Annotated in this window: 19 protein-coding genes and 2 tRNA genes; 18 read left to right on the top strand and 3 right to left on the bottom strand. The window is 49.5% G+C overall.

Features of this window, described 5'->3' with window-relative positions:
• A partial coding sequence (locus tag QP860_RS09465; protein ID WP_284912636.1) for an LPXTG cell wall anchor domain-containing protein occupies nucleotides 1-543 on the top strand: 543 nt, incomplete at its 5' end.
• 124 nt (nucleotides 544-667) lie between these two features.
• Complete coding sequence (locus tag QP860_RS09460; protein WP_284912635.1) at nucleotides 668-2,872, top strand: glycoside hydrolase family 3 protein; 2,205 nt, start codon at nucleotides 668-670, stop codon at nucleotides 2,870-2,872.
• 97 nt (nucleotides 2,873-2,969) lie between these two features.
• On the opposite strand, the gene QP860_RS09455 is transcribed toward QP860_RS09460, so the two are convergent.
• The 3 genes from QP860_RS09455 to QP860_RS09445 all read right to left on the bottom strand — a co-directional run bounded on the left by QP860_RS09455 (nucleotide 2,970) and on the right by QP860_RS09445 (nucleotide 6,145).
• Nucleotides 2,970-4,232, bottom strand: coding sequence for an NRAMP family divalent metal transporter (locus QP860_RS09455; RefSeq protein ID WP_284912634.1), 1,263 nt, complete (start codon nucleotides 4,230-4,232; stop codon nucleotides 2,970-2,972).
• A 360-nt stretch (nucleotides 4,233-4,592) separates the two neighbouring features.
• A tRNA-Lys gene (locus QP860_RS09450) sits at nucleotides 4,593-4,665 on the bottom strand.
• A gap of 208 nt (nucleotides 4,666-4,873) precedes the next feature.
• Entirely contained in the window at nucleotides 4,874-6,145 is a 1,272-nt protein-coding gene (locus tag QP860_RS09445) for an amidohydrolase family protein (protein WP_070618880.1), read from the bottom strand.
• A gap of 218 nt (nucleotides 6,146-6,363) precedes the next feature.
• Here QP860_RS09445 and QP860_RS09440 point away from each other — a divergent pair, with 218 nt between their 5' ends.
• From QP860_RS09440 to QP860_RS09365, 16 genes are all read left to right on the top strand, one after another.
• Nucleotides 6,364-7,512 carry an MFS transporter gene (locus tag QP860_RS09440; protein ID WP_284912632.1) on the top strand — a complete coding sequence of 383 codons (1,149 nt, stop codon included), beginning with the start codon at nucleotides 6,364-6,366 and terminating at the stop codon, nucleotides 7,510-7,512.
• 143 nt (nucleotides 7,513-7,655) lie between these two features.
• Complete coding sequence (gene rlmN / locus QP860_RS09435) at nucleotides 7,656-8,738, top strand: dual-specificity RNA methyltransferase RlmN (protein ID WP_070618886.1); 1,083 nt, start codon at nucleotides 7,656-7,658, stop codon at nucleotides 8,736-8,738.
• A gap of 129 nt (nucleotides 8,739-8,867) precedes the next feature.
• On the top strand, nucleotides 8,868-9,167 hold the full coding sequence (locus QP860_RS09430; RefSeq protein ID WP_067975055.1) for a DUF4298 domain-containing protein: 300 nt from the start codon (nucleotides 8,868-8,870) through the stop codon (nucleotides 9,165-9,167).
• 10 nt (nucleotides 9,168-9,177) lie between these two features.
• Nucleotides 9,178-9,846, top strand: coding sequence for a YoaK family protein (locus QP860_RS09425; RefSeq protein ID WP_284912630.1), 669 nt, complete (start codon nucleotides 9,178-9,180; stop codon nucleotides 9,844-9,846).
• Between the two features lie 61 nt (nucleotides 9,847-9,907).
• Nucleotides 9,908-11,110, top strand: a complete 1,203-nt coding sequence (gene fabV / locus QP860_RS09420) for an enoyl-ACP reductase FabV (RefSeq protein ID WP_284912629.1) — start codon at nucleotides 9,908-9,910, stop codon at nucleotides 11,108-11,110.
• Nucleotides 11,111-11,207: 97 nt separating this feature from the next.
• Nucleotides 11,208-12,407, top strand: a complete 1,200-nt coding sequence (locus QP860_RS09415) for a coenzyme F420-0:L-glutamate ligase (protein WP_070485654.1) — start codon at nucleotides 11,208-11,210, stop codon at nucleotides 12,405-12,407.
• 500 nt (nucleotides 12,408-12,907) lie between these two features.
• On the top strand, nucleotides 12,908-13,441 hold the full coding sequence (locus QP860_RS09410) for a SixA phosphatase family protein (RefSeq protein WP_284912628.1): 534 nt from the start codon (nucleotides 12,908-12,910) through the stop codon (nucleotides 13,439-13,441).
• 23 nt (nucleotides 13,442-13,464) lie between these two features.
• Nucleotides 13,465-14,448: a dihydropteroate synthase gene (gene folP, locus QP860_RS09405; RefSeq protein ID WP_070619989.1), complete on the top strand. Its 984-nt coding sequence runs from the start codon at nucleotides 13,465-13,467 to the stop codon at nucleotides 14,446-14,448.
• 137 nt (nucleotides 14,449-14,585) lie between these two features.
• On the top strand, nucleotides 14,586-15,488 hold the full coding sequence (locus tag QP860_RS09400; protein ID WP_284912627.1) for a diacylglycerol/lipid kinase family protein: 903 nt from the start codon (nucleotides 14,586-14,588) through the stop codon (nucleotides 15,486-15,488).
• A 273-nt stretch (nucleotides 15,489-15,761) separates the two neighbouring features.
• Nucleotides 15,762-16,427: a cobalamin B12-binding domain-containing protein gene (locus QP860_RS09395; RefSeq protein WP_070619982.1), complete on the top strand. Its 666-nt coding sequence runs from the start codon at nucleotides 15,762-15,764 to the stop codon at nucleotides 16,425-16,427.
• Between the two features lie 13 nt (nucleotides 16,428-16,440).
• Nucleotides 16,441-18,225 (top strand): ASKHA domain-containing protein, encoded by a 1,785-nt coding sequence (locus tag QP860_RS09390; RefSeq protein ID WP_284912625.1) that lies wholly within the window; start codon nucleotides 16,441-16,443, stop codon nucleotides 18,223-18,225.
• An 11-nt stretch (nucleotides 18,226-18,236) separates the two neighbouring features.
• Complete coding sequence (locus QP860_RS09385; protein WP_284912623.1) at nucleotides 18,237-19,295, top strand: uroporphyrinogen decarboxylase family protein; 1,059 nt, start codon at nucleotides 18,237-18,239, stop codon at nucleotides 19,293-19,295.
• A gap of 2 nt (nucleotides 19,296-19,297) precedes the next feature.
• On the top strand, nucleotides 19,298-20,197 hold the full coding sequence (locus tag QP860_RS09380) for a uroporphyrinogen decarboxylase family protein (RefSeq protein ID WP_284912621.1): 900 nt from the start codon (nucleotides 19,298-19,300) through the stop codon (nucleotides 20,195-20,197).
• On the top strand, nucleotides 20,172-21,224 hold the full coding sequence (locus QP860_RS09375) for a uroporphyrinogen decarboxylase family protein (RefSeq protein WP_083317408.1): 1,053 nt from the start codon (nucleotides 20,172-20,174) through the stop codon (nucleotides 21,222-21,224). Before QP860_RS09380 ends, QP860_RS09375 begins: the two co-directional genes overlap by 26 nt.
• 89 nt (nucleotides 21,225-21,313) lie before the next feature.
• The gene (ypfJ, locus tag QP860_RS09370; RefSeq protein ID WP_070619970.1) at nucleotides 21,314-22,240 is read left to right on the top strand and encodes a KPN_02809 family neutral zinc metallopeptidase; all 927 of its coding nucleotides are present in this window, start codon (nucleotides 21,314-21,316) and stop codon (nucleotides 22,238-22,240) included.
• A gap of 131 nt (nucleotides 22,241-22,371) precedes the next feature.
• Nucleotides 22,372-22,452 (top strand) — tRNA-Leu (locus QP860_RS09365).
• Nucleotides 22,453-22,878 lie beyond the last annotated feature (426 nt).

Raw genomic sequence — 22,878 nt, 5'->3', positions numbered from 1 at the left:
CCAAAACCGGAAGATCCAAAACCGGAAGATCCAAAACCGGAAGATCCAAAACCGGAAGATCCAAAACCGGAAGATCCAAAACCGGAAGATCCTAAGCCAGAAGATCCTAAGCCAGAGGATCCTAAGCCAGAAGATCCTAAGCCAGAGGATCCTAAGCCAGAGGATCCTAAGCCAGAAGATCCAAAACCGGAAGATCCAAAACCGGAAGATCCAAAACCGGAAGATCCTAAGCCAGAAGATCCCAAGCCAGAAGATCCAAAACCGGAAGATCCGAAGCCAGAAGATCCAAAACCGGAAGATCCTAAGCCGGAAGACCCTAATCCGGAGGAACCAACCTCAGAAACCTCAAAGGCTAAGGGCGGCTACGCTATTACTGAGAAAATGACTTCATTTGACCGTAATAAAGCAAAAGAAAATCAAATTGTAGCTAATGGTCGATTACCTCAAACAGGTGCAGTGACAGGTATATCTGCTGGAGCGATTGCAGTTAGTCTATTTGTAGGCGTTGGAAGTTTGGTATTCGATCGAAAGAAAAAGAAATAGTAACTTGTAAGCTAAAAAGGAAGCTGTGTCTCTAATTAAGTGACACAGCTTTTTTAGCTTATATTTGCCTTTAATGTAAGCGCTATATTATAATAATACTATTAGATTGAACGGAGGGATTTTTATGAAGAAATCATTGTTTCTTGTTTCGGCATGTGCGGTGTTGTTGGCGGCTTGCCAGGCTTCACCGCTGAAATCTGATGGTAAACAGTCGTCAAAGGCTAGTGAGCGGCCCAAGGTGGAGACGGCCTACCAGTCGGAGACCGACCAGCGTGAATTGGAAAGTCGGTCGGTGGAGACCATCAAGGTGGATGGCCTGGAATTTAAGGACCTGAATAAGGATGGCAAGTTGACACCCTATGAGGACTGGCGCCTGAAGCCAGAAGAGCGGGCGGAGAACCTGGTATCTTTGATGTCGCCGGCTGAGAAGGCAGGGCAGATGGTAATTTATGACCTGCCCATGGGAATTTCTGCCAAGGAAGGGGAGGAAACTTCTCATGATGGGGTCTTGCTTGAGGTGGAGAAGGTCCATGAAGAGGGGCCATTCAAGGGACAGACCCAGTATCCGACGTCCGTGATGATTAAGGACAAGCACATCCGCCACTTTATCGTGCGCGAGGATGAGTCAGCGGAAGACATTGCCACTTGGGTGAATACCCTCCAGGAAGTGGCTGAGGAGACACCCCTTGGTATCCCTGTGATTGTGGCTTCCAACTCTCGCAACGAGAATGACAAGGCCAAGTTTAATGCAGAGAGCGATAGCCACCATTTTACCCGCTTTCCAGGTACTTTGGGCCTAGCTACCGGCGATAATCTTGATAGGGTGGAAGACTTTGCCCAGATTGGCCACCAGGAATTCCTGGCTGCCAATATCCGCAAGGGCTACATGTACATGGTGGACACGGCGACTGACCCGCGCTGGTATCGGACTTATGGGACTTTCGGGGAAAATCCTGACCAGATCAGTGACTTTATCCAAAAGATTATTCCCGCCTACCAGGGCGACAGCTTGAATGAGAACAGTGTGGCCCTAACGACCAAGCACTTCCCAGGCGGGGGTGCCCGTGAGAACGGCTTTGACCCCCACTACGAAGAAGGCAAGTTTAATGTTTATGCGACGGAAGGTAGTCTAGAGACCTACCACCTGCCACCTTTCCAAGCAGCGGTTGATGCGGGCACCAGCTCTATCATGCCTTACTATGCCATTCCTTCTAATGAGAAGTCCTACACCCCTCAAGCGCCTTTCAAGGGGGACTTCGAGGAGGAGATTGCTTTTGCTTATAACCAGCAATTCATCCAAGAGCTCTTGCGCGACCAGATGGGCTTCAAGGGTTATGTCAATACCGATACCGGCGTCCTCGATGACATGGCCTGGGGCGCCGAAGACCTGGACAAGGTAGACCGGGCAGCCAAGATGCTTCAAGCAGGCTCGAGCGTGGTTTCAGGGACCAATGAAGTGGCCGTCTTCCAGGAGGCTATCGAATCGGGCAAGGTGGACGAGGCGACGGTCAACCAGCGCCTGGTTGAAAGCTTGACGGAACTTTTCCAACTGGGCCTCTTCGAAGACCCTTATGTGGAAACAGAGGGAGCCAATGACCAGGTGCGGACTCCTGAGAGCTTAGAAACAGCCCAAGCAGCCCACCATGATTCGGTAGTCCTCCTCAAGAATACCGACCAGACCCTGCCCCTAAAGGAAGACCAGGTCAAAGGGAAGAAGGTCTACGTGGAGCTCTTGACCAAGGAGATTGACCCTGAGAAGGCCAAGGAAGGGGAAGCCAAGTCCCTAGAAGAATATAATGCCGACCTCCGCCAAAAAGTTGGGGAAAGCTTCCCAGGTCTGGATGTAGTGGGTGACTATCGGGAAGCCGATATCGCCCTCATCTTCGCTGAACCTGTTTCGGGCTCTTATTTCGAAGCGACAGATGATTACTTGGACCTGCAAGTCCACAAGGAAACTGAGGTAGATATCGACCACTTGAAAGATATTCGCGACCAGGTGGACCAATTAGTGGTTAACGTCAACTTCGACATGCCTTTCATTGTGGACCAGGTGGAACCACTAGCCGATGCCCTGACCGCTAGCTTCGACACCTATCTGGAAGCTATCCTGGATGTTCAAACAGGTCGTGCAGAGGCCAAAGGGAAGTTGCCGCTGACCCTGCCAGCCAACAATGCCGCAGTTGAGGTTGATGACAAAGGCGTCTCCGTCTCGCCAAACGACGTCCCCGGCTATGATAAAGAGAAGCATATGGACATCCCTTATGCCTACAAGGACAGCCAAGGCAATATCTACAAATATGGCTATGGCTTGACCTATGAGGAGAAATAGGAAAGCGGATGCTCATCAATTGCATATCTGATAACTAAAAAGCCACAGCTAAGTTTTTGCTTAGCTGCGGCTTTATTTCTTGTTTTAATCCAATTTTCTATCCTGCCTGACCAATAAGGAGGGCATAAACAAAGAAGAGGGCGAAACCAAAGAGGAAAATTAAACCAAGGATAGCTAAGATTTTCAACCAGCTTGGAAGGTTTTTGTTTTCGCGAGTGACGAGGATATAGTTCAAGAGGGCGAAGAAGGGGGTGGTTAGGAATGAGCCAATCATGGCGAAACGGAGCATGGTGGCTACTTGACCTGCGAAGAATTGGATAAGCACTAAACCGATGATGGCGGTCAGGGTCATCCAGATCTTCAGAGAATTTTGACCGGCTTCTTTTTTATTAAGGAGTAAGCGCAGGGAAATTTCGTTGACCCGTGAGTAACCGTCGATAACGGTAATGACTGTGCCAAAGATGCAGAGAAAGGCGATGAAGGTGATCAAGTAGCGGGACCAGTCACCGAGGACGGAGGCGTACATGCCCACAAACTGGGAGATGTATTTGGCGGAGGCAGCTTCTACTGCTTGGCCGGTAGGGTATTGGATGAGGGCACCCAGGGCAACGAAGAAGACAGCTAAGATAGCTGTTCCAATGTAGCCCACGTTGAAGTCGAAGAGGGCATCTTCGGTGTTGAAGTCAACGCTCTTCCGCTTCTCTGCTAACCAGAGCGAGTTGATGGCTGAGATTTCAATCGGTGCGGGCATCCAACCGACCAGCGACACGATGAAGGGGAGGGCGGCTAGTTGCCAGGGGGTCCGTTCTACAAAGTCTGCACTGTATTCAGGGTGCTCAATGGCCGCGATGATAACGGCTAGGACAGTGGCAATGGTGAGGGCGGACATGATCCACTTGGCCATCCCATCGAGTAACTTGTAGCCCCCGAAGAGGAGCATGGCCCAGATGAGGGCGATGAGGATAATGGACCACTGGGTAATAGTTAGATTAATCATAGGGAAGGCACTGGCAATAATAGCTGAACATAGAATAGCCACCCCTGCTGTATTGACCAAGGCGGAGAAGACATTTAGGATAAAGAAGACCCAAAGATGGAATTTGCCCTTCTCAGCATAACCCTCAACGAGAGTTTTACCCGTTTCGGCTGTATATTCCGCGCCAAAACGGAAGAAGGGGTATTTGAAGATATTGGCCAAGATAACGAGGAATAAAAGCGACCAACCATATGAAGCACCGGCTTGGGTAGAGGATACAATATGGGACCCACCCACCGCAGCCGAAGCCATGAGGATACCTGGCCCCATGGCTTTGACCTTGCTAGCCCAGGTAGATTGACTTGTTGTAACGACTTGTGACATAATCATTTCTCCTATCGGTTAAATTTTCAGAATAATCTGAATGAGTTTCTAAAGTATATAGAAAAAAGTTTCTGAAAACAAGGGTAGGATTTGTTTCAAAGCGCTAACATATCTTCAAAATGTTTGGAGATAACGAAAGATTTGAAATGGGGGACTTGGCTCTAAATAATTAAAAACTTTTACCATCTCAGTAGTCATTAAAAAAACATAAATGTGTTAATGACTCTAGAGATTCCTCCAGTTTAAGTAAAAAAGAAAGACTTTGAATCGTGCAAAATCTCGTACATAAATTTAAAAATATAAAAAAACAGCGTGACAACAAGACTTACAAATGCTTGTTATCACGCTGTTTATAGACGATGGACCGTGAGAGGCTCGAACTCTCGACAGACGGATTAAGAGTCCGCTACTCTACCAACTGAGTTAACGGTCCGTGTCGTTATCGCTTAATGACGATAAATATATCTTACGCCTGTTTGAGGAAAATTTCAAGCCTTTTTCGCTAATTTTTTCAAAAAAATTTTTGGGGGGACTTCGGCTAGTAGCGATTTTGTTGGATTAGCGGCTTTTTGCAGGAAAAATAAAGGCTAAAAAAGCCAAGCCCTCATTTGGGCCTGGCTGATTTTTAAAATTTAACAGTCTTATTTGGTTTTGCGATCGATGTCTAAGTCAGTCCGGTATTCACGAGGCGCTTTTTCGAAGAGATATTCGCCGTTGCGGATGGAAGCGAGGCATTCTACCCGGCAGCGTTGGGCTTCATAGGCGCTTGGGGCATCGAGGACGATAAAGTTGGCAGGTTTCCCTTCATCCAAACCATAGACATCTTCCACTTGCATTAATTTGGCCCCGTTGTAGGTAATCAAATCAAAGTTGCGTGGGAAGTCTTCTTCGCGCATGAGCTGGGTGGCGTGGATGCCGTTGTCTAGGATATTCATCATGTTACCAGAGCCAGCAGGGTACCAGAGGTCAACAATGGAGTCTTGGCCGAATGCCACGTTGATGTCATTGTCGACGAATTCTTTCACCCGGGTCAGGCCACGGCGTTTAGGATAGGTGTCTTGGCGGCCTTGGAGGAAGAGGTTTTCGGTAGGGCAGGAAACAAAGTTCAAGCCAGATTGACGGAAGAGGCCCATCATGCGGAAGGCGTAGGCGTCGTTAACGGAACCGAATGAGCAGGTGTGGGAGGCTGTGGTTTCGTGGCCGTAGCCTTGCTTCATGGCTTCTGCATTGAGGAGTTCGAGGAAGCGGGCTTGGTCGTCATCGGTTTCGTCGCAGTGGACGTCGATCAATTTGTCATATTTAATGGCTAGGCGAACAATTTCCTTAATCGATTCCATCCCGTCTTGGCGGCTCCATTCATTGTGAGGAATCCCGCCGACACAATCAGCCCCTAATTGAAGGGCTTCTTCAACTAAGTCGCGGCCCGTCTTGCCTTCTTCTTCATAGGAGTACATCCCGTTTTGGGGGAAGGCAACAACTTGGATGGTGATATTATCCTTTAATTCATCACGGACTTCGAGAGCGGCCTTGATACCCGTTAGATTAGGATCGGTACAGTCGGTTTGGGCGCGGATGAATTGGGTGCCGTAAGCAGCCACGTCTTTAACAGCTTGGCGGATCCGTTCTTTCATTTCTTCCTTGCTGGTACCTTTCTTGTAGTCGTTCCATAAGTCAATGGCTTCAAAAAGGGTCCCTGATTCATTCTTCACCTTAGGATCTTGACCCGTGAAGTAGTAGTCCAAGTGTAAGTGGGAGTCAACGTATGGAGGAAGAACGAGGCGACCTCCTAAGTCGATCGTTTCGTCAGCTGAGCCGAGCTCTGTCCCAATAGCTTTGATTTTTCCATCTTCAACTAAGATTTCAGATGCATCATCGTGCTTATAGATACACGCATTAATAAATTTTTTTGACATCTTATAATTACCTCCTGTAATGATATCTATAACCTAGCTTAAGGTCTTCTTTCATTTAAATCAAGTCTTAGGGTTGACTTTAGCTAGCCAGCGCGCCAATTCACATGAGAACATGAATTATTGCTCAGATTCGCACAGGAAAAGCTATTTTGGGGCTTGCCAAAGCATTTGCTTAAACTATAATGAGCCTTAAGTAAAGAGATGAAAGGACGAAAAATATGCATCAACAAAGAACGGGCTTCTCATGGCCACTTTTTATTTTGATGGCAAGTATAACTTTTATGGCCATCTTGTCAGAATTAATGCCTTCGGGTGTCTTACCTCAGATGGCGGAAGGTTTTGGGATTACAGAGGCACAAGCGGGAGGTTTTGTTGGCCAATATGCTATTGCTTCAGCTTTTTGCGGTATTCCCATTATTTCCGCAACGGTTGAATGGGACCGAAAGAAGCTCCTCATGCTTCTCCTCATCGGCTTTTGCCTAGCTAATCTCGTCATTGGGCTCCTACCGATCTATTGGCTGGCTGTTCTCGCACGGATTTTGGGTGGGGTCTGTGCGGGTGCACTCTGGCCCATGATTTCTGCCTACGGAATGAGCCTGGTGAAAGCAGAAGACCAGGGCAAGGCGGTCGCTGTGATCATGGCTGGGACAACAGTCGGTATGAGCCTGGGTTTGCCCTTGATGACCTGGATCGGGACCCGTTTTTCTTTCCACTTAGAGTTTATTGTGATGGCAATCTTTATTGCAGGGGTGGCCTTCCTCTGCCAGACCTTCCTACCCCATGTCCCTGGTGAGAAGCGCTCTCGCTCGAACTCTCCTTTTACTATGTTGAAGAATAAGGGCGTCCTCCTCGTTGTCCTCCTGACCGTTCTTGCAGTCGTTGCCAACTATGGGGTTTATACCTACATTACCAACTTAGTGAAGACTATCGATTATCCAGGCATTGGTCTGGCCCAAATCCTCTTTGGGCTGGGATCGATTCTATCTGTTGTTATAGCCGGGATCTTTATTGACCATTACCTGCGCTGGGTCTGTGCGGGCATGCTAGGTAGTGCGGCCTTGGCCATGGCTTGCTTCTATTTTGTGTCGAGCACAGGGCTTCATCATCTGGCCTTTATCCTATGGGGGCTGGGCTTCGGTGCCTTGGTGACCCTCTTCCAAACCGCAGTGACCCGTCAGGTGAGCCAGGGAACAGCTGTGGCGACTTCGCTCCAGTCAGCCGCCTTTAACTTCTCGATTATGATTGGCTCAACAGTTGGCGGCTGGTTACTTGCCTCCTCGTCTTCAGCAGCGATTGTGGTCATGGCCTTGCTCCTCCTGATTCTGGGCTTAGCGATCAGTTTATCAGCAAAAAAATACCTCGCCTAATGAAAGAGACTGCGCCTCTATGGCCAGTCTTTTTTGTTAGGTAATTGGTCTAAACTTTATTAAGACAGCCTAGCTATCAGTAAAGTTCATGTTATAATGGAAAAGAAATTTAGAAGGATTTAAAAAAAGGAGTAAGACAGTTCATGACAAAAGAATCAATCTATGGTTTGACGCGAAAGGAAATGGAAGAACGCTTAGTGGAAATGGGCGAGAAAGCTTTTCGCGCGGAACAAATCTGGCAATGGCTCTACCGCCAACGGGTAGGGAGTTTTGCGGAAATGACCAATCTTTCCGAAGACCTGCGACAAGCTTTGGAAGACCAATTTAATTTCAGCCCTTTAAAAGAAGAAATTGTTCAGCGGGCTGAGGACAGGACGACCAAGTTCCTCTTCCAATTAGCGGATCAGTCGATGATTGAAACGGTTCTAATGTACCACCACTATGGCTTGTCGGTCTGTGTGACGACCCAAATTGGCTGTAATATCGGCTGCCGTTTCTGCGCTTCAGGCCTCTTGCCTAAACAGCGGGACCTGACGACAGGTGAAATCGTGGCCCAGATTATGTACATCCAACGCTATCTCGATGCCCGCGGGGAGGGCGAGAAGGTTTCCCATATTGTGGTGATGGGGATTGGGGAACCCTTCGATAATTATGACAACGTGATGCGCTTCCTTCGCATTGTGAATGATGACAAGGGACTAGCTATCGGTGCCCGGCACATTACCGTGTCAACGTCTGGCCTGGCCCCTAAGATTCGCGAATTTGCCCGTGAAGGCATCCAGGTCAATTTAGCGGTTTCCCTCCATGCCTCCAATAATGAGGTCCGGTCATCAATGATGCGGATAAACCGCAAGTATCCCATGGAAGAGCTCTTCGATGCTATCTATGAATATACCGACCTGACCAATCGCCGGGTGACCTTCGAGCATATTATGATTGATGACGTCAATGACCGGCCAGAGCATGCGCAAGAGTTGGCAGACCTTCTCAAACCTATGCGAAAATTAGCCTATGTTAACTTGATTCCCTATAATCCGGTACCAGAAAATCCTTACCGCCGGTCCAAGCCAGAAGCCATCACTAAGTTTTTCGATGTCTTGATGCAAAATAATATCAACTGTGTAGTCCGCAAAGAATTCGGGACGGAAATCGAAGCCGCTTGTGGCCAATTGCGCAGCCAGTATGAACGCAAACGCCGGGAACGTCGGCAAAGAGAAAAGGCCTAGGAGCCAGTGACAAAAGGCACTTAGGCTTGAATCACTGGAACAGATTTTTGCTTAACGAGTCGTTATTTTTAAAAGAGGGTGGAGCTCTTGTTTAAGTCTCTGTCTAGCCCAGCAGAAAGGAAGTAAAAAATGCCAGCTATAGAACGCATCCAAGAGATGGAAAGTCACTTGAAGGAAATTCAATCCTTTTTTGAAGATTTTGACCAAGATCTGGCTAAATTTGAAGCGATCAAGCCTCAATTAGAGGCCCTCGAAGCTTATTATGGGAGCGAAGAATGGTTTGACGATTTTGATGCCTATGAGGCTGGAGGCATGCCTGAGGACTTGACCTACCAGGTGCTGAGCGAAGATGGGGTCTATGATTGTTTAGTCGACAAGCACCGGATTGCCTTGGCCCTTCTCGACTTGGCCCGCGACCTTTTAGCCTAGGAGGTGGGATGTGACCAGCGAAAGCAGACAAGCGAATTATTGGTCGGTCTTATTCCTGCGTTTTTTGGCAGGCTATATTAATGTGACGATGATTATTCATTTTGCGACCACCTTGGCGGGGCAGACGGGCTCGCTAACTAATATTCCGATATTGATTGTCCAGCAGAATAATTTTGCCTTGGTGGAGACCTTGTCCGTTGTCTTGGCCTTTCTTATGGGGACCATCTTCAGTGGTTTCTGTTATCCCCATGATGATTCAGCGGTGCGCTTACGCTATACGGCTATTCTGACGGGCTTTGGGCTCCTCTGGCTGGCGACACCCTGGCTAGATTTGCCAGCTGGCCTTCTCTTAGTCTTGACCGCTTTTTCTCTAGGCTTTCAGAATGGTATGCGGCTCTCTTATCGGGGGATTACGGTCCGCACAACGATTATGACGGGCTTGTTGACAGATATTGGTGTTATGGTCGGCCGCTGGCTCAACCGCCATCCTATTGAAATCTGGCGCTTGACCTTTCATTTGAATAATTTATGGAGCTTCTTAGCGGGAGGGATCTTTGCGGCTCTGGTGGACCAGTATACGCCTATCCATGAAATGTTGGTGGCGGGTATCCTGGACCTCCTGGTGGCGGGGTACTTCTTCTTTTTCCGTGATAAGCTTGAAGTGACGAGCTGGCCCTAGAACTATCCAGGACCAGCTTTTTGTGTATAATTAATAGAAAAATAATATCAGGAGTGATGAGATGACAATTGAAAGTAAGCCTGTCTTAAGGGGCAATGTGCTGATGACCGTTAACCCCATGGGGCTCAAGCAGGAGATCCAGAATCAAATTGACTATGTGAAGAGCCAGGGACACTATGAAGGGCCTAAGAAGGTCCTTGTCTTAGGAGCATCTTCCAGCTACGGTCTAGCGACACGGATTACCACAGCCTTCGGGGCAGGGGCAGATACCATCGGCGTATCCTATGATAAGGGGCCCCGTTCGGAGAAAAACTTGGGAACTCCCGGTTGGTACAATAATATCTTCTTCCGCCAAGCGGCTGAAAAAGAAGGCTTAGTGGCAAAAAATTTCGTAGGGGATGCCTTTAGCCAAGCCTTGAAGGATGACGTCATTCATTACATCAAGGAAGAATTCGGTGGAAAAGTTGACTTAGTGGTTTATAGTCTGGCAACCGGTCGGCGGACGGATCCTGAAACAGGAGAGACCTACCATTCAGCGATCAAATCTATCGGCCAAGAAGTCGTAGGCCCTAATATTAACCTGCAGAAAGAAGAACTCTATGAGGAAGTCTTAGAGCCAGCCAGTGAGGAAGAAATCGAAGCAACCGTTAAAGTCATGGGGGGTGAAGATTGGTATGGCTGGATCAAGCTGCTCAATGAAGCTGGTGTTCTGGCTGAAGGGGTCCAAACGGTTATTTATTCCTATTTGGGGAGTGAGCTCAACCGTTCTTACTACCAAGACGGGACCTTGGGCCGGGCTAAGGCAGACTGTGATGAGAAGGCAGATTGGATTAATCAAGAGTTAGAAGACTTAGGTGGCAAGGCCCAAGTTGTTGTAGCAACGGCTGTGACCACCAAGGCTAGCGCGGTAATTCCTTTCTTCCCCATTTATTGCATCGCCCTCTACAAGGTGATGGCTGAGCGCGGGACTCACGAAACGCCGATTATGCACCAGGATCGGATCTACCGGGACATGATCTACGGTGATCAGGCAGCCTACGATGACAAGGGACGCCTCCGTCCCGATCTTTGGGAATTAGATCCCGAGGTACAGGCCCAAACGGAAGCCCTCATCAAAAAAATCACGCCCGAAAATTTCAAGACCGATCTGACCGCCTATGACTTGCTCTGGCACGAATTTCTAAACCTAAACGGCTTCGATGTCGATGGCGATGACGGTCAAGAAGCAGTCGACTTGGACGACTTGAAGGCACTAGAAGCTTAGCGCTTTTTTTGAAATAAAGCTGCACGGCGAGGGCAAAACATGCTATCATGGAGACGTATTGTTTTTTATAAAATAGACTGATAAAAGGATGATGAACATGTCAAGACTGCTAGGTACTGTCGTTCGGGGGCTGCGTGCGCCTATTATTAAAGAAGGCGACGACCTCGCCCAAATTGTGAAAGCAACCCTCGTCCAAGCTGCGGACCAAGAAGGCTTTAAGATTCAAGATAAGGATATTATCGCGGTAACGGAATCGATTTTGGCTCGCGCCCAAGGTAATTTTGTGAGCCTGGATGCGGTCGCAGAAGACCTCAACAAGAAATTCACTTCTGATACGATTGGAATTGTCTTTCCGATTACCAGCCGTAACCGCTTCTATCCTATTCTCCAAGCCATCGCCCGGGCCAAGTCCAAAGTGGTGATCCAATTCGCTTATCCTCGTGATGAGGTGGGCAATGCCCTGATCTCAGACCAAGCTCTTGAGGAAGCTGATATTAATCCTTGGTCGACGACATTAACTGAAGAAGAGTTCGTCCAAACTTTTGGTCAACCCAAGCATCCCTTCACAGGTCAAAACTATGTGGCCCTCTATAAGGAATGTGTGGAAGGCGAAGGGGCAGAATGTGAGATTATCTTCTCTAACCGGGTGGAAACAATCCTCGATTACAGCCAGGATGTCTTGGTCTGCACCACCCATAGCCGCGACCGGTTGAAACGTGAATTGAAGAAGGCAGATGACCAAGCAGTGGTTCTGAGTCTCGATAATATTCTCAACCAAGCGCCTAGTCAGGGAGAAGGTTACAATGAAGAATTTGGGCTACTGGGTGCCAATCTCTCCGGTGAAAATACGCTGAAACTCTTCCCCCGTGATGCCATGACTTTTGTTCGTGAGCTCCAAGCGCAGATTGCTGAAGAAACTGGAGCGACAATTGAAGTGATGGTCTACGGAGACGGGGCCTTCAAGGATCCAGTCGGCCATATCTGGGAACTCGCCGATCCCGTTGTTTCCCCTGGTTACACCGACGGACTAGCGGGTACCCCCCATGAGATGAAGCTTAAATACCTGGCTGACAACCAGTTCAGCGATCTCAGCGGCCAAGCCTTAGAAGACGCCATGCGTGACCATATCAAAAAACACGAAGAAAACGAAGGCGATACCCACCACAGCTCGGTAGGCACCACTCCGCGCCAGATCACTGACCTCGTCGGCTCCCTAGCCGACCTCACCAGCGGCAGCGGCGACAAAGGCACCCCCTTCATCTACATCCAAGGCTACTTCGACAATTACTCGGACTAAACAGGGTGTGAGCAGTTGCGCCCAGACTTGAATGACTGGAGGCCAAACGGAAAAGAGCGGCTTTAGCCGATCGTTCCGATTGGCTGAAGTCACTTCAAGACTGCAACTGCGAACCCGACTAAAAACAGGGTGTGAGGCCTGGCGCTTAGCTTTCGTTCACTGGAGCAAGTCACCAGAGTAGTCTGGAAGACTACGGCGGAGACTTGTGAAGTGACACGAAAGCTGCCAGACCAAACCCAACTAACCAGGGTGTGAGACTTGGCGGTCAGACTAGGATGATTGGAGCAATTAAGAATAAGAGCGAAGTATCTGCTCATTTCTTAATTGTGAAATCACTCCGAGTCTGCCAAGTCGAACCCAACTAACCCAGGGTGAGAGCAGTTGCGCCCAGACTTGAATGACTGGAGGCCAAACGGAAAAGAGCGGCTTTAGCCGATCGTTCCGATTGGCTGAAGTCACTTCAAGACTGCAACTGCGAACCCAACTAAAGGAGCTAATTTATGTCATTCTTTCAATCATTGAAATCTTTTTTGGCCCCTGAAGAAAGCAAAGCAAGTGCGACAGGAAAAGGCCAAGCTAAAGACCAAGCCATTGCTCATTACTTGCTGATCATCCGTCACGGTAGACCCGATTATGAGGCGAATCCTGCTGATCCGCCCTTATTGGCGGGGGAAGCGGCTTACTTAAAGGACCGCTACCAGGAATTTGAAGACCGCTTGAGCCCCTTTAACATTCAAATCCTATCCTCCCCCCTCAGCCGGGCTCAGCAAACTGCTCAAGCCTTTCAAGAATCCCTTGCCCAAACTCCTAATTTAGAGATTGCGGATAGTTCAGATCTCGGGGGCGAACCGGTCATTCAGGACCGGATGCAAGAGGGGCAGGCCTTGGTCCTTGTCGCCCATGAACCTTATGTAAGTACTTGGCTTCGTCGTTTTGGGGGTTCTTCCAAAGATTTTGACAAGGGCGATGCTGCCCTCCTTGCGATCGATGAGGAAGGCAAAGGTCGTCTCGTGAAGTACATTAAAGCGCATTAATTAATAGAAGAGGAGTAGCTGATATGCGATCTAGCCATTTTCATTACCATGATAAGACACTAAGCAACGACCAAGAACCAACTATCCTGTGTGGCATTGTCAATGTCACGCCTGACTCCTTCTCAGATGGTGGCCAGTACAATAGCGTTGATAAGGCCGTCGCCCAGGCACAGAAATTGATCAAAGAGGGAGCGGGGATGATCGATATCGGAGGGGAATCGACCCGTCCTGGTAGTACCTATGTTGCGATTGAAGAAGAGATCAATCGGGTGGTTCCTGTGATCAAGGCCCTCAAGGAAGTGACGGATGTCCCGCTTTCTCTGGACACTTGGAAGGCGGATGTCGCTGAAGCGGCGATTGAAGCTGGCATCGATATCATCAATGACATTACCGGTTTCTTGGGCGATCCGCGCATGGCCCAAGTAGTTGGCCAGTCCCAGGCAGGGGCGATCCTTATGTTTAACCCTGTCACAGCGCGCCCAGACCACCCTGGCTCGCAGAAATTCCCAGAGTTTGGGGATCAAAGTGTCTTTACAGATGAAGAAAAAGCAGCCTTCAAGGAGATGCCAATTGAAGACGTCATGATGGCATACTTGGACAAGAGCTTAGAACGCGCGCATGAAGCGGGAATTGATGATGACCGGATCATGTTGGACCCTGGTATTGGTTTTGGTTTGACCAAGCGGGAAAATCTCAGTTTGATTCAAAAGATGGGCCTCCTCCATGATAAGGGCTATTGGATCTTCTTGGGTGTTTCCCGCAAACGTTTCATCCAGAATATGGTGGAAGAAGCCGGCTATAATGTGGATGTGTCAACTGAGCAAGGCTTTGAAAACAGGGATGAGGCTTCAGCCGCCCTGTCCACCATTGCGGCCCGGCAGGGGATTGAAGTTGTCCGTGTCCATACCATGGCCCACCACCGAATCGCTTGTCAAATTGGCGATGCAGTTCGCTTAGCTGATCAGATGGAAGATGTGAACTTTGGAGCTTATGCTGATAAGAAATAAGGAGTCAAAGGACGAGCTAGGGCTTGTCCTTTTTTCTTTAAGACTTATTAAGGCTTAGCCAAGGCTTCAATCTAGCTTTTTTGATTTAAACAGGCGATAATAAGGCTAAAAAGAAATTATGTGAAAGGAAGACTGTTATGAAGAACTTGATGATTATTGTGAATCCCACATCAGGTGATAACCAAGGGGCTTCTTATGCCCAACAATTGAAAGAGAACTTGGCTCCTCACTTTGACCAAGTAGAGCTTATGGAGACAGAGAGGGATGGGGATGCGACAGATTTTGCCCGCCAGGCTTGTGAAGAAGGCTATGATAGTGTTTATGTGATCGGTGGGGATGGGACCATTAATGAGGTGGTCAATGGCATCGCTGAACAAGACCACCGGCCCAAGATGGGTTTCCTACCAGGTGGAACCAACAATACCTATGCCCAGCTCTTTAACATGTCCAACGATATTGAAGAGAGTATCGAACAGATTAACTTGGAAGAAATCCGAGCTGTCGATATCGGCAAGTGTAATGATACCTATTTTAGCTATTACGCTTGCTTTGGCGAGATGATTGATGCGACGACCTCTACGAGTTCAGAAGAGAAGGAACGCTTGGGGACCCTCGCTTATGCCAAAAATATTGTAAAAGCGCTGCCTAATGACCAAGTCCACGAGCTTCAAATCAAATCGGATACGGAATCTTTTGAAGGCAAAGCTAGCCATGTCTTTGTGCTCTTAACCAACCAGGTCGGCAACTTGCGCTTCTCTAAGAAGAGGGTCAGCCTCCAGGATGGGGAATTCGATGTCGTAATTGTGACGGATGAAGGTTTGGGGGCTAAATTGTCGGCTCTCAAGGATATGGTCTTTGGTCAATTGAATGAGAATGAAAACATCACCGCCTTCACTTGCCGGGAACTTTCCATTACCTGCTCCGACAAAGAAGATATCCAGCTCGATTTGGATGGGGACATGGGACCTAAGCTCCCTGCTCAAATAAAAGTCCTCCCCCAACATATTCAATTCTATGTCCCAGAAGCTATGGAGGATTAGTGTCTGGTAAAGAGGACTCCTAGGAACTTTAGTATTATTAGTTGATAAAAAGCTAGCGATTATCTTTTGAGTAGGAGTGGAAGGTTGAGCTTGACTTTTAAGGCAAAATTCAAAAGGGCAAGGGATGCTCACAAATACAATTGATTTAAGAAGTTAGGCTTTTGTTCTAGCTTCTTTTTCTTTGGACGGGCTTATCAGCAAATAATGAAAAAGCTTACAAGTGAAAGCGATAACGTGTTATAGTAGAGAAGACGAAATAAAGGGGGAGCGATCATGCGTTCAAAAGAAGAATTAATCCAAGAATTGTCGGATATGGTCTTTGAGATGGAGGATGAAGAGATTATCGATACAGCTGAGGAGTATGTCCAAGCTGGTTATGATGTTCAGGATGCCATCATGGAAGGCTTAGTAGATGGGATGAGCCGGGCTGGCGTCCTCTTCGCTGAAGAAGAGTACTATGTGACCGATGTCCTGATCTGTTCGGATGCCCTAAATGAAGCCATGGCTATCTTTAAGCCCCTCTTGTTAGAACGCAAGGAAGAGGGCGGCCAGGCCCGCCATAAAATTGTCTTAGGAACTGTAGAAGGGGATACTCACGATATCGGTAAGAATCTGGTCAAGGTCATGCTCGAGGTGGGCGGATTTGAAGTGATTGACATGGGGCGCGATGTCCCCCTGGATGATTTTATCGACCGGGCTATCGAGGAAGATGCTGAACTGATTGGCCTCTCAGCCCTGATGACAACGACCATGACAGGGATGAAGACCCTAATTGAGCGCTTGGAAGAGCGGGGCATTCGTGACCAATTCAAGGTGATGATTGGTGGCGGGGCGGTTTCTCAGTATTATTGCGATGAGATTGGGGCGGATGGTTATTCTGAAGATGCCATTGAAGCCGTTGAATTGGCCAAACGTTTAGTTGGAGAAAGCGAGGATTAGGAGGGAACTGGTAATGAAGATTCAGGTTCAAGCTTGGGACCAGGTGGTAGACTATGATCCAGCGTCAGGGAAAAGTCTCTACGCCTGTTTGGTCGAAGCCGGTCTGCCTGTTCCTGGCGATTGTGGGGGCAAAGGGACTTGTGGGAAATGTCGTTTTAAGCTCTTGGAAGGTGAGCTGTCGGCTGAGGCTTACCAGGGCTTGGCGGGCCAGTATCCACTAGCCTGCCGGGCACGCCCCCAGTCCGATTTGCGCCTGGCTTTTCTTAATATGGAAAGGGACCACCGGATCTTAGTCACGGGAGACCGTCCCGCTCTGGCTGGGCCTAAACGCTGGCGCCAAGTCAGTTTTAAATTGGATCGAGATTTGCTTCAAGCAGGGACGGACTTAGAGACCCGCCTGGTGCAAGAGCTGGACGTTCCATCCTTCCCTGCGCAAGTCTGGCAGGGGCTTGAAATCCAGCGCGATCAGACTTACCGGGCCATTATCTGTGATGATCAAGTCCTAGCCTTAGAGCCTCAACTGGCATATGGTCGGATTTATGGCTTGGCTGTGGATATCGGGACGACTACCCTAGCTGCTAGCCTCATCGACTTAGAGACTGGGGAGGATGTCAGCCAGGCCTCTGCCCTCAACCCGCAAATCCAACAGGGGGCGGATGTCTTGAGCCGAATTTCTTATGTCATGACGGAAGGGGGGCGCGGTCTGAAGCAACTCCAACAAGCCATTAGACGGGCCATCCAAAGCTTAATCGATGAGCTCTGCCAGGATGCGGATTGCCCAGAAAGTGCGGTTTATGGCCTCAGTTTGGCCGGCAACACCGTTATGACCCACCTAGCTTTGGGCATCGATCCACGTCCACTGGGCCAGTCGCCCTATCTGCCTGTCTTTCGTTCCGGTCAGCAGCTCTCTGCTAAAGCATTCGGTCTGAGAAAAATTCCTAGCTCGGCCCAGGTCATGACCCTGCCGGCAGTTTCGGCCTATATTGGGTCGGACGTGGTCGCTGGGGCCTATGCGGCTGGCTTTAGTGAGCTTGGCAAGCGCCGGCTTTTGATTGATATCGGGACCAACGGAGAGATGTTAGTCCAAGATGGGGACCGCTATGTGTCTTGTTCCTGTGCCGCCGGTCCGGCCTTAGAAGGGATGATGATTTCATCTGGCATGAAGGCGGCTGCAGGAGCAGTTGAGGAATGTTTATGGCAGGATGGCCAATTTGACCTCCAAGTGATTGGCGGAGAAGATCCCCAAGGTTTATGCGGCAGCGGCGTCCTCGCTCTGATCCGGGAAGGCTTGCGGGCAGGTCTGATCAGCTACCGGGGTCGGATTATTGATCCGGAGTCTTTAGCCCCAGAAGATTGCCGCCGACCTTATCTCAAAGTCGATGACCAAGGCAAACGCTCCCTCCAAGTGGCTCCCCAAGTTAGCCTGACCCAGCACGATATCCGACAGGTTCAACTGGCCAAGGGAGCCATCCGTTCAGGGGTGGAAGTCCTCTTAAAAGCAAGCCAGCTAGAGGCTGAGCAGATCGACCAAGTCCTTGTGGCTGGGCAATTTGGCCGGCATTTGGCGGAGGCTAGTCTGATCAAGACGGGTCTTTTACCGGAAGGCTTTGCTGGGCGGCTGTCATATATTGGCAACTCGTCCCATAGTGGGGCCTATCTTTACCTGATGGACCAAGAAGCCGCCCGGGGCTTAGAAGCGCTCGCCCGGCGGATTAATTATATTGAATTATCCCGTTTAGAAGACTATGACCGTGTCTTCGCCCGGGCGTCACTTTTTCCAAAAATAACAAGAAAGTAGAGGAGATTATGATGAAAGAAATGACAGCAAATCAACGTTGGCAGGCCCTAAAGGCTGGCGAAAGCCTCGACCGGCTCCCAATTACCCTCTGCCACGCTGGCTTTGCCGCTAAATTAGCAGGGATGAATTACCGGGAGAGTTTTAATACGGCGGATAAATTGGCCAAACGTGAGCTCACTATCTACCGTGAATTTGCTTTAGATGCCCTGTCTGTGAGCTATACTTCGGTTAACTTTGCTATACGCCACCGCTCTAAGATTAAGAGCCCGCGTGAGTCCGCGCCTTCTGTAGCTGATCATGCCCTCAATAGCTTAGACCAAGTGGACCAATTGAAGGTTGAAGCAACAAGTTTTGACCGGGATATCTCCCAACGGATCAACTTGGAAGCTCTGGATAAGATTGACGGGGCAGTAGGGTCAAAATGCCACCCCTGCTATTGTATTTCCGCGCCGTTTACCCTTGCGTCGGGCATCTATCCCGCCGAGAAGATGCTGCGAGCGACGCGTAAAGATAAGGAAGGGCTCCACCGCCTCTTGCGCTTTGTGACCGACCGGGTGAAGGAAATTATCGAGCGGGCGGTTCAAATGCCGAATTTGAATTTCTTTATCTATGACCCAGTGGCTTCGGGCGCTTTGATTAGCCCCAAACAATACCGGGAATTTGTCCTTCCCTATACTAAGGAAATGATAGACTTCATTAAGATCCATGACCGCTGTGTGGGCATGCACATCTGTGGGGACATCAGCAACCACCTTGAAGCCATTGTGGAGACGGGCGTGGATATGATCAGCCTTGACCAAACCGTCGACCTAGGCCAAGCTAAGGAAAAAGTGGGCCAAGCTATTGCTTTGATGGGCAATGTTGACCCGGTACGGTGTTTCCTCCAAGGCAGTCCTGAAGAAGTTAGCCAGGCAGTGGAAGATTGCTTTGCCAAAGCAGGAGATAATCCAAGAGGCTTTATTATCCGCTCGGGCTGCCAATTGCCCGTGGATACCCCAGTGGCTAATGTGGAGGCCTTTATGGAAACTGCCCAGTCTTGTGCCCAAAAAGCGGCGCAAAATTGGCCCTAGCCATGGCTTTGTACAAAGGTCAGCCCTATCTTCCAGCCCGGTCCTTGGACTGTGCCCGGCCTTTTCCCGTTGAAGTCCTGGGACCTGGCATTGACGACTTAAGGACCATTAACCACTGGCCTTCTTGCCTGGCCGCCCTGGTTCAAAAATATCGCCAATACTACCGGCAGAACTATTGTCTTCTGCCTCTTAACCATTCCCTGGAAGCCGAGGCATATGGCATCCAGGTCTACCATGACCGTTACCTGGGAGACCGCTTAGATCCCCAAAGCAAGCGCCAGCTAGACCATGGACCGCTGGGAGCTCTACCGCTGACGGACAATGCCTTAGCCGCGTCTTTGGCAGCCTGCCAGCGACTCAGTCAAAGGGGCGAGAAGATTTGTTTTAACCTGACCGGTCCTTTTACCCTGGCTGAACAGCTCTATGATTTTAATGATTTGCTAGGATGCGCCCGCCGCCAGCCAGCTAGTTACCAGGCAGTGATGGCGCCCTTAGTTCAAGGCTTGACTCGTTTAGGCCAAGCTGCTCTTGATGCGGGGGCCAGCGTGCTCGCCCTATCTGATCCAACTGGGGACCGAGAGCTCTTAGGCCCCCGCCACTATGGTCAAGTCGCTGGGGGCTTGCAGAGGGACTTAGTCGAGAGGCTTTTGCCCTCAGTCGAAGCGCGGGGAGCTAAGCTCTACCTGTCTCCGGGTCTTTACCGCGGCTTGGCAGCTTTAGGCTGGCTGGAACGTGGCCCCCAGCTAGCCCCGGCCCAGGATTTTCCCCAGCTGCTCTTTAGGGAGACATGGTCCGCTAAGGGACTTGTGACTGGGAGCTTGCAAGGGGGCATCTATAAGCTCAATCCAATAAACAAGCAAGAGAAAGGTGATTCTAATGACAGAAATGATGACATCCGCTGACCGCCTGCAAGCCTATCAAGCCGGTCAAGCGGTTGACCGCCGCCCGATTATGCTCTTCCACGGAACAGTAGGGGCCAAATTGGCCGGAATGACCTACCGCGAATCCGAAATGACCGCTGAAAATATTGCCTATAAAGAGATTACCGTTGCCGAAAAATTTGCACCGGATAATTACTCGGTTAACTTTGGCCTCTATGGAATGGGACACGCCTTGGGCAGCCAGTTTAAAGCATCTGAAGATAGTTCGGATGCCATTGTTTCCTATGCCTTGGATGACTTGGCTGGCATTGACCAGCTTGATGTGGCAAGTCTCCGTCTCCGCAATGATCCCAATCAGCAGAAGCACTACGAGGCCATTGAATTAATCCAGAAGAAATTGGGGCCGGACTACCGCATTGACTATGAATTAAGTGGTCCGATAACGAGTGCTGCCAGCCTCTACCCACCTGAACAGCTCCTGCGCGCCACCCGCAAGAAGACCGACCAAGTCCACCAGCTCCTGCGCTTTGCAACGGATGCCCTGTTACAGATTATTGATGACTTTGCGGCGGCTAACCCTTCCATTGGCTTTTCGCTCACCGATCCGGTTGCCTCCGGGGCGCTCTTAAGTCCTAAGCAATACGAGAAGTTCTGCCAGCCTTATACCAAAGAAATTGTTGACCGGATCCACCATTATGGTAAATCAGTCACCCTCCATATCTGTGGGGACTGTACCAAGAGCTTGCCCTATATTGCAGGAACTGGGATTGACTATTTCAGTGCTGACCAGACCGTTGACCTCCAAGCGGCAAAGGCAGGTTTGGGACCTGACTGTGGCTTGATTGGAAACATTGATCCGGTGAAATATTTCTTACAAGGCCAGCCAGAAGATTTAGAAGCCCAGGTAGCCCAGTCTTACGTCCAAGCTGCTGACCATGAAGGCGGCTATCTGCTCGGCCCTGGCTGCAGTGTGCCTTATCATACGCCAGAAGAAAATATCCAAGCCTATATGGAAGCGGCCCGCCGCTATAGCCGCGATGACAAGTAGTTTTTAGTCTTTTTTAGGATTGATTCGTGCTATAATAAAGGTAAAATAAAGGGCTTGCATGTTAAGCACATAAGAGATGGGGGATTCTGATGAAATGGGATGATTTGAGACGGAGTAAGAACGTCGATGACCGGAGAGGCCAGAGTATGGGACGGCCATCACGGTCAGGCGGCAGTGGTTTAGGTGGCCTTTTAAGCCTGCTACTGATGTCAAGGCGGGGCGGTGGGAAATGGCTTGTGATTATCATTATTTTGATGATGTTATTTGGCGGCGGCAGCTTCTTAGGGGGCGGCCTAGGTCAAGAAGCAAGCAATCAAGAAGCCCAGACCAGCCAGCAGGTAGAAACCCAGCAGGCTGGTGCCTCAAGCGAGGAGAAGGACTTCCTGTCAGCTGTCTTGGGATCGACCGAAGATTTCTGGTCAGACCTCTTCCAGAGCCAAGGTCAGTCCTATGACCCCGCGACCCTGGTCCTTTATACCGACCATGTGCAAACTGGGGGCTGTGGCTTCGGGTCAGCCCAGGCGGGACCTTTCTACTGTCCGGGTGACCAGTCAGTGTATATCGACCTTTCTTTCTACCGGGAATTGAAGAATCGCTACCAGGCACCTGGCGACTTTGCCATGGCCTATGTGCTTGCCCATGAGGTAGGCCACCATATCCAAAATGAACTTGGTATTATGGATAAATACCAGCGAGCTGTCCAGTCGGCGGGAGAGACGGAAGCCAACCAGCTCTCTGTTCGTCTAGAGCTCCAGGCTGACTACTTGGCTGGTGTCTGGGCCCACTATGCGGAAAATCAGGGCTTACTAGAGAGTGGCGATATCCAAGAGGCTCTCCAAGCTGCCAATGCCGTTGGAGATGATACCCTCCAGGAAGCCGCCTATGGACAAGTGGTGCCTGACAGCTTCACCCACGGCTCAGCCAAGCAGCGTCAAGCCTGGTTCGAACGCGGTTACAAGTACGGCGACCTGGACCATGGGGACACCTTTAACACCTATCTTGATTTTGAAAAATAAAATCATGATCAAAAGAGGGCCAAGTCGGTCCTCTTCTTTTTTGAAAAATATACTGACAGGACTTGCGTCTTTCCTAAAAAAGGCGTACAATAAAAGAGTTGCTAGATAAGGAATTAGCTAGCATACATTAAGCAGAAGTGGCGGAATGGCAGACGCGCTGTCTTCAGGCGGCAGTGTCTAACGACGTGTGGGTTCGACTCCCATCTTCTGCATTGAATAGGGTGTGAGCAGTTGCGCCCTGACTTGAATGACTAGAGGCCAAACGGAAAAGAGCGGCTTTAGCCAATCGTTCCGATTGGGTGAAGTCACTTCAAGACTGCAACTGCGAACCCGACTATATAGGGTGTGAGAGGATGCGGGAGAAAGGGACCTCTGGAGTAAAAGACTAGAGAAGGCTGAAAGCCTTCGGAAGTCTTTTATGAAGAGGAGCCCTTTCTGCGTCCTCGAACCCGACTATAAAGGGTGAGAGGATGCGGGAGAAAGAGACCTCTGGAGCCAAAAGCCAGAAAAGACTGGAAGTCTTCGGCGGATTTTGGTGAAGAGGAGCTCTTTCTGCTAGCTCGAACCCAAACATACTAAGATTAGCTCGAAGGTAAATCGACGGATTTATCTTCGAGCTATTTCTGTTTTTCAGATAT

Origin of the sequence: Aerococcus sp. UMB1112A, assembly GCF_030230715.1 — a bacterium.
Taxonomy (GTDB): Bacteria; Bacillota; Bacilli; order Lactobacillales; family Aerococcaceae; genus Aerococcus.
The sequence above is the reverse complement of the archived record's forward strand: the minus strand, read 5'-3'. Positions and strand labels throughout refer to the sequence as shown.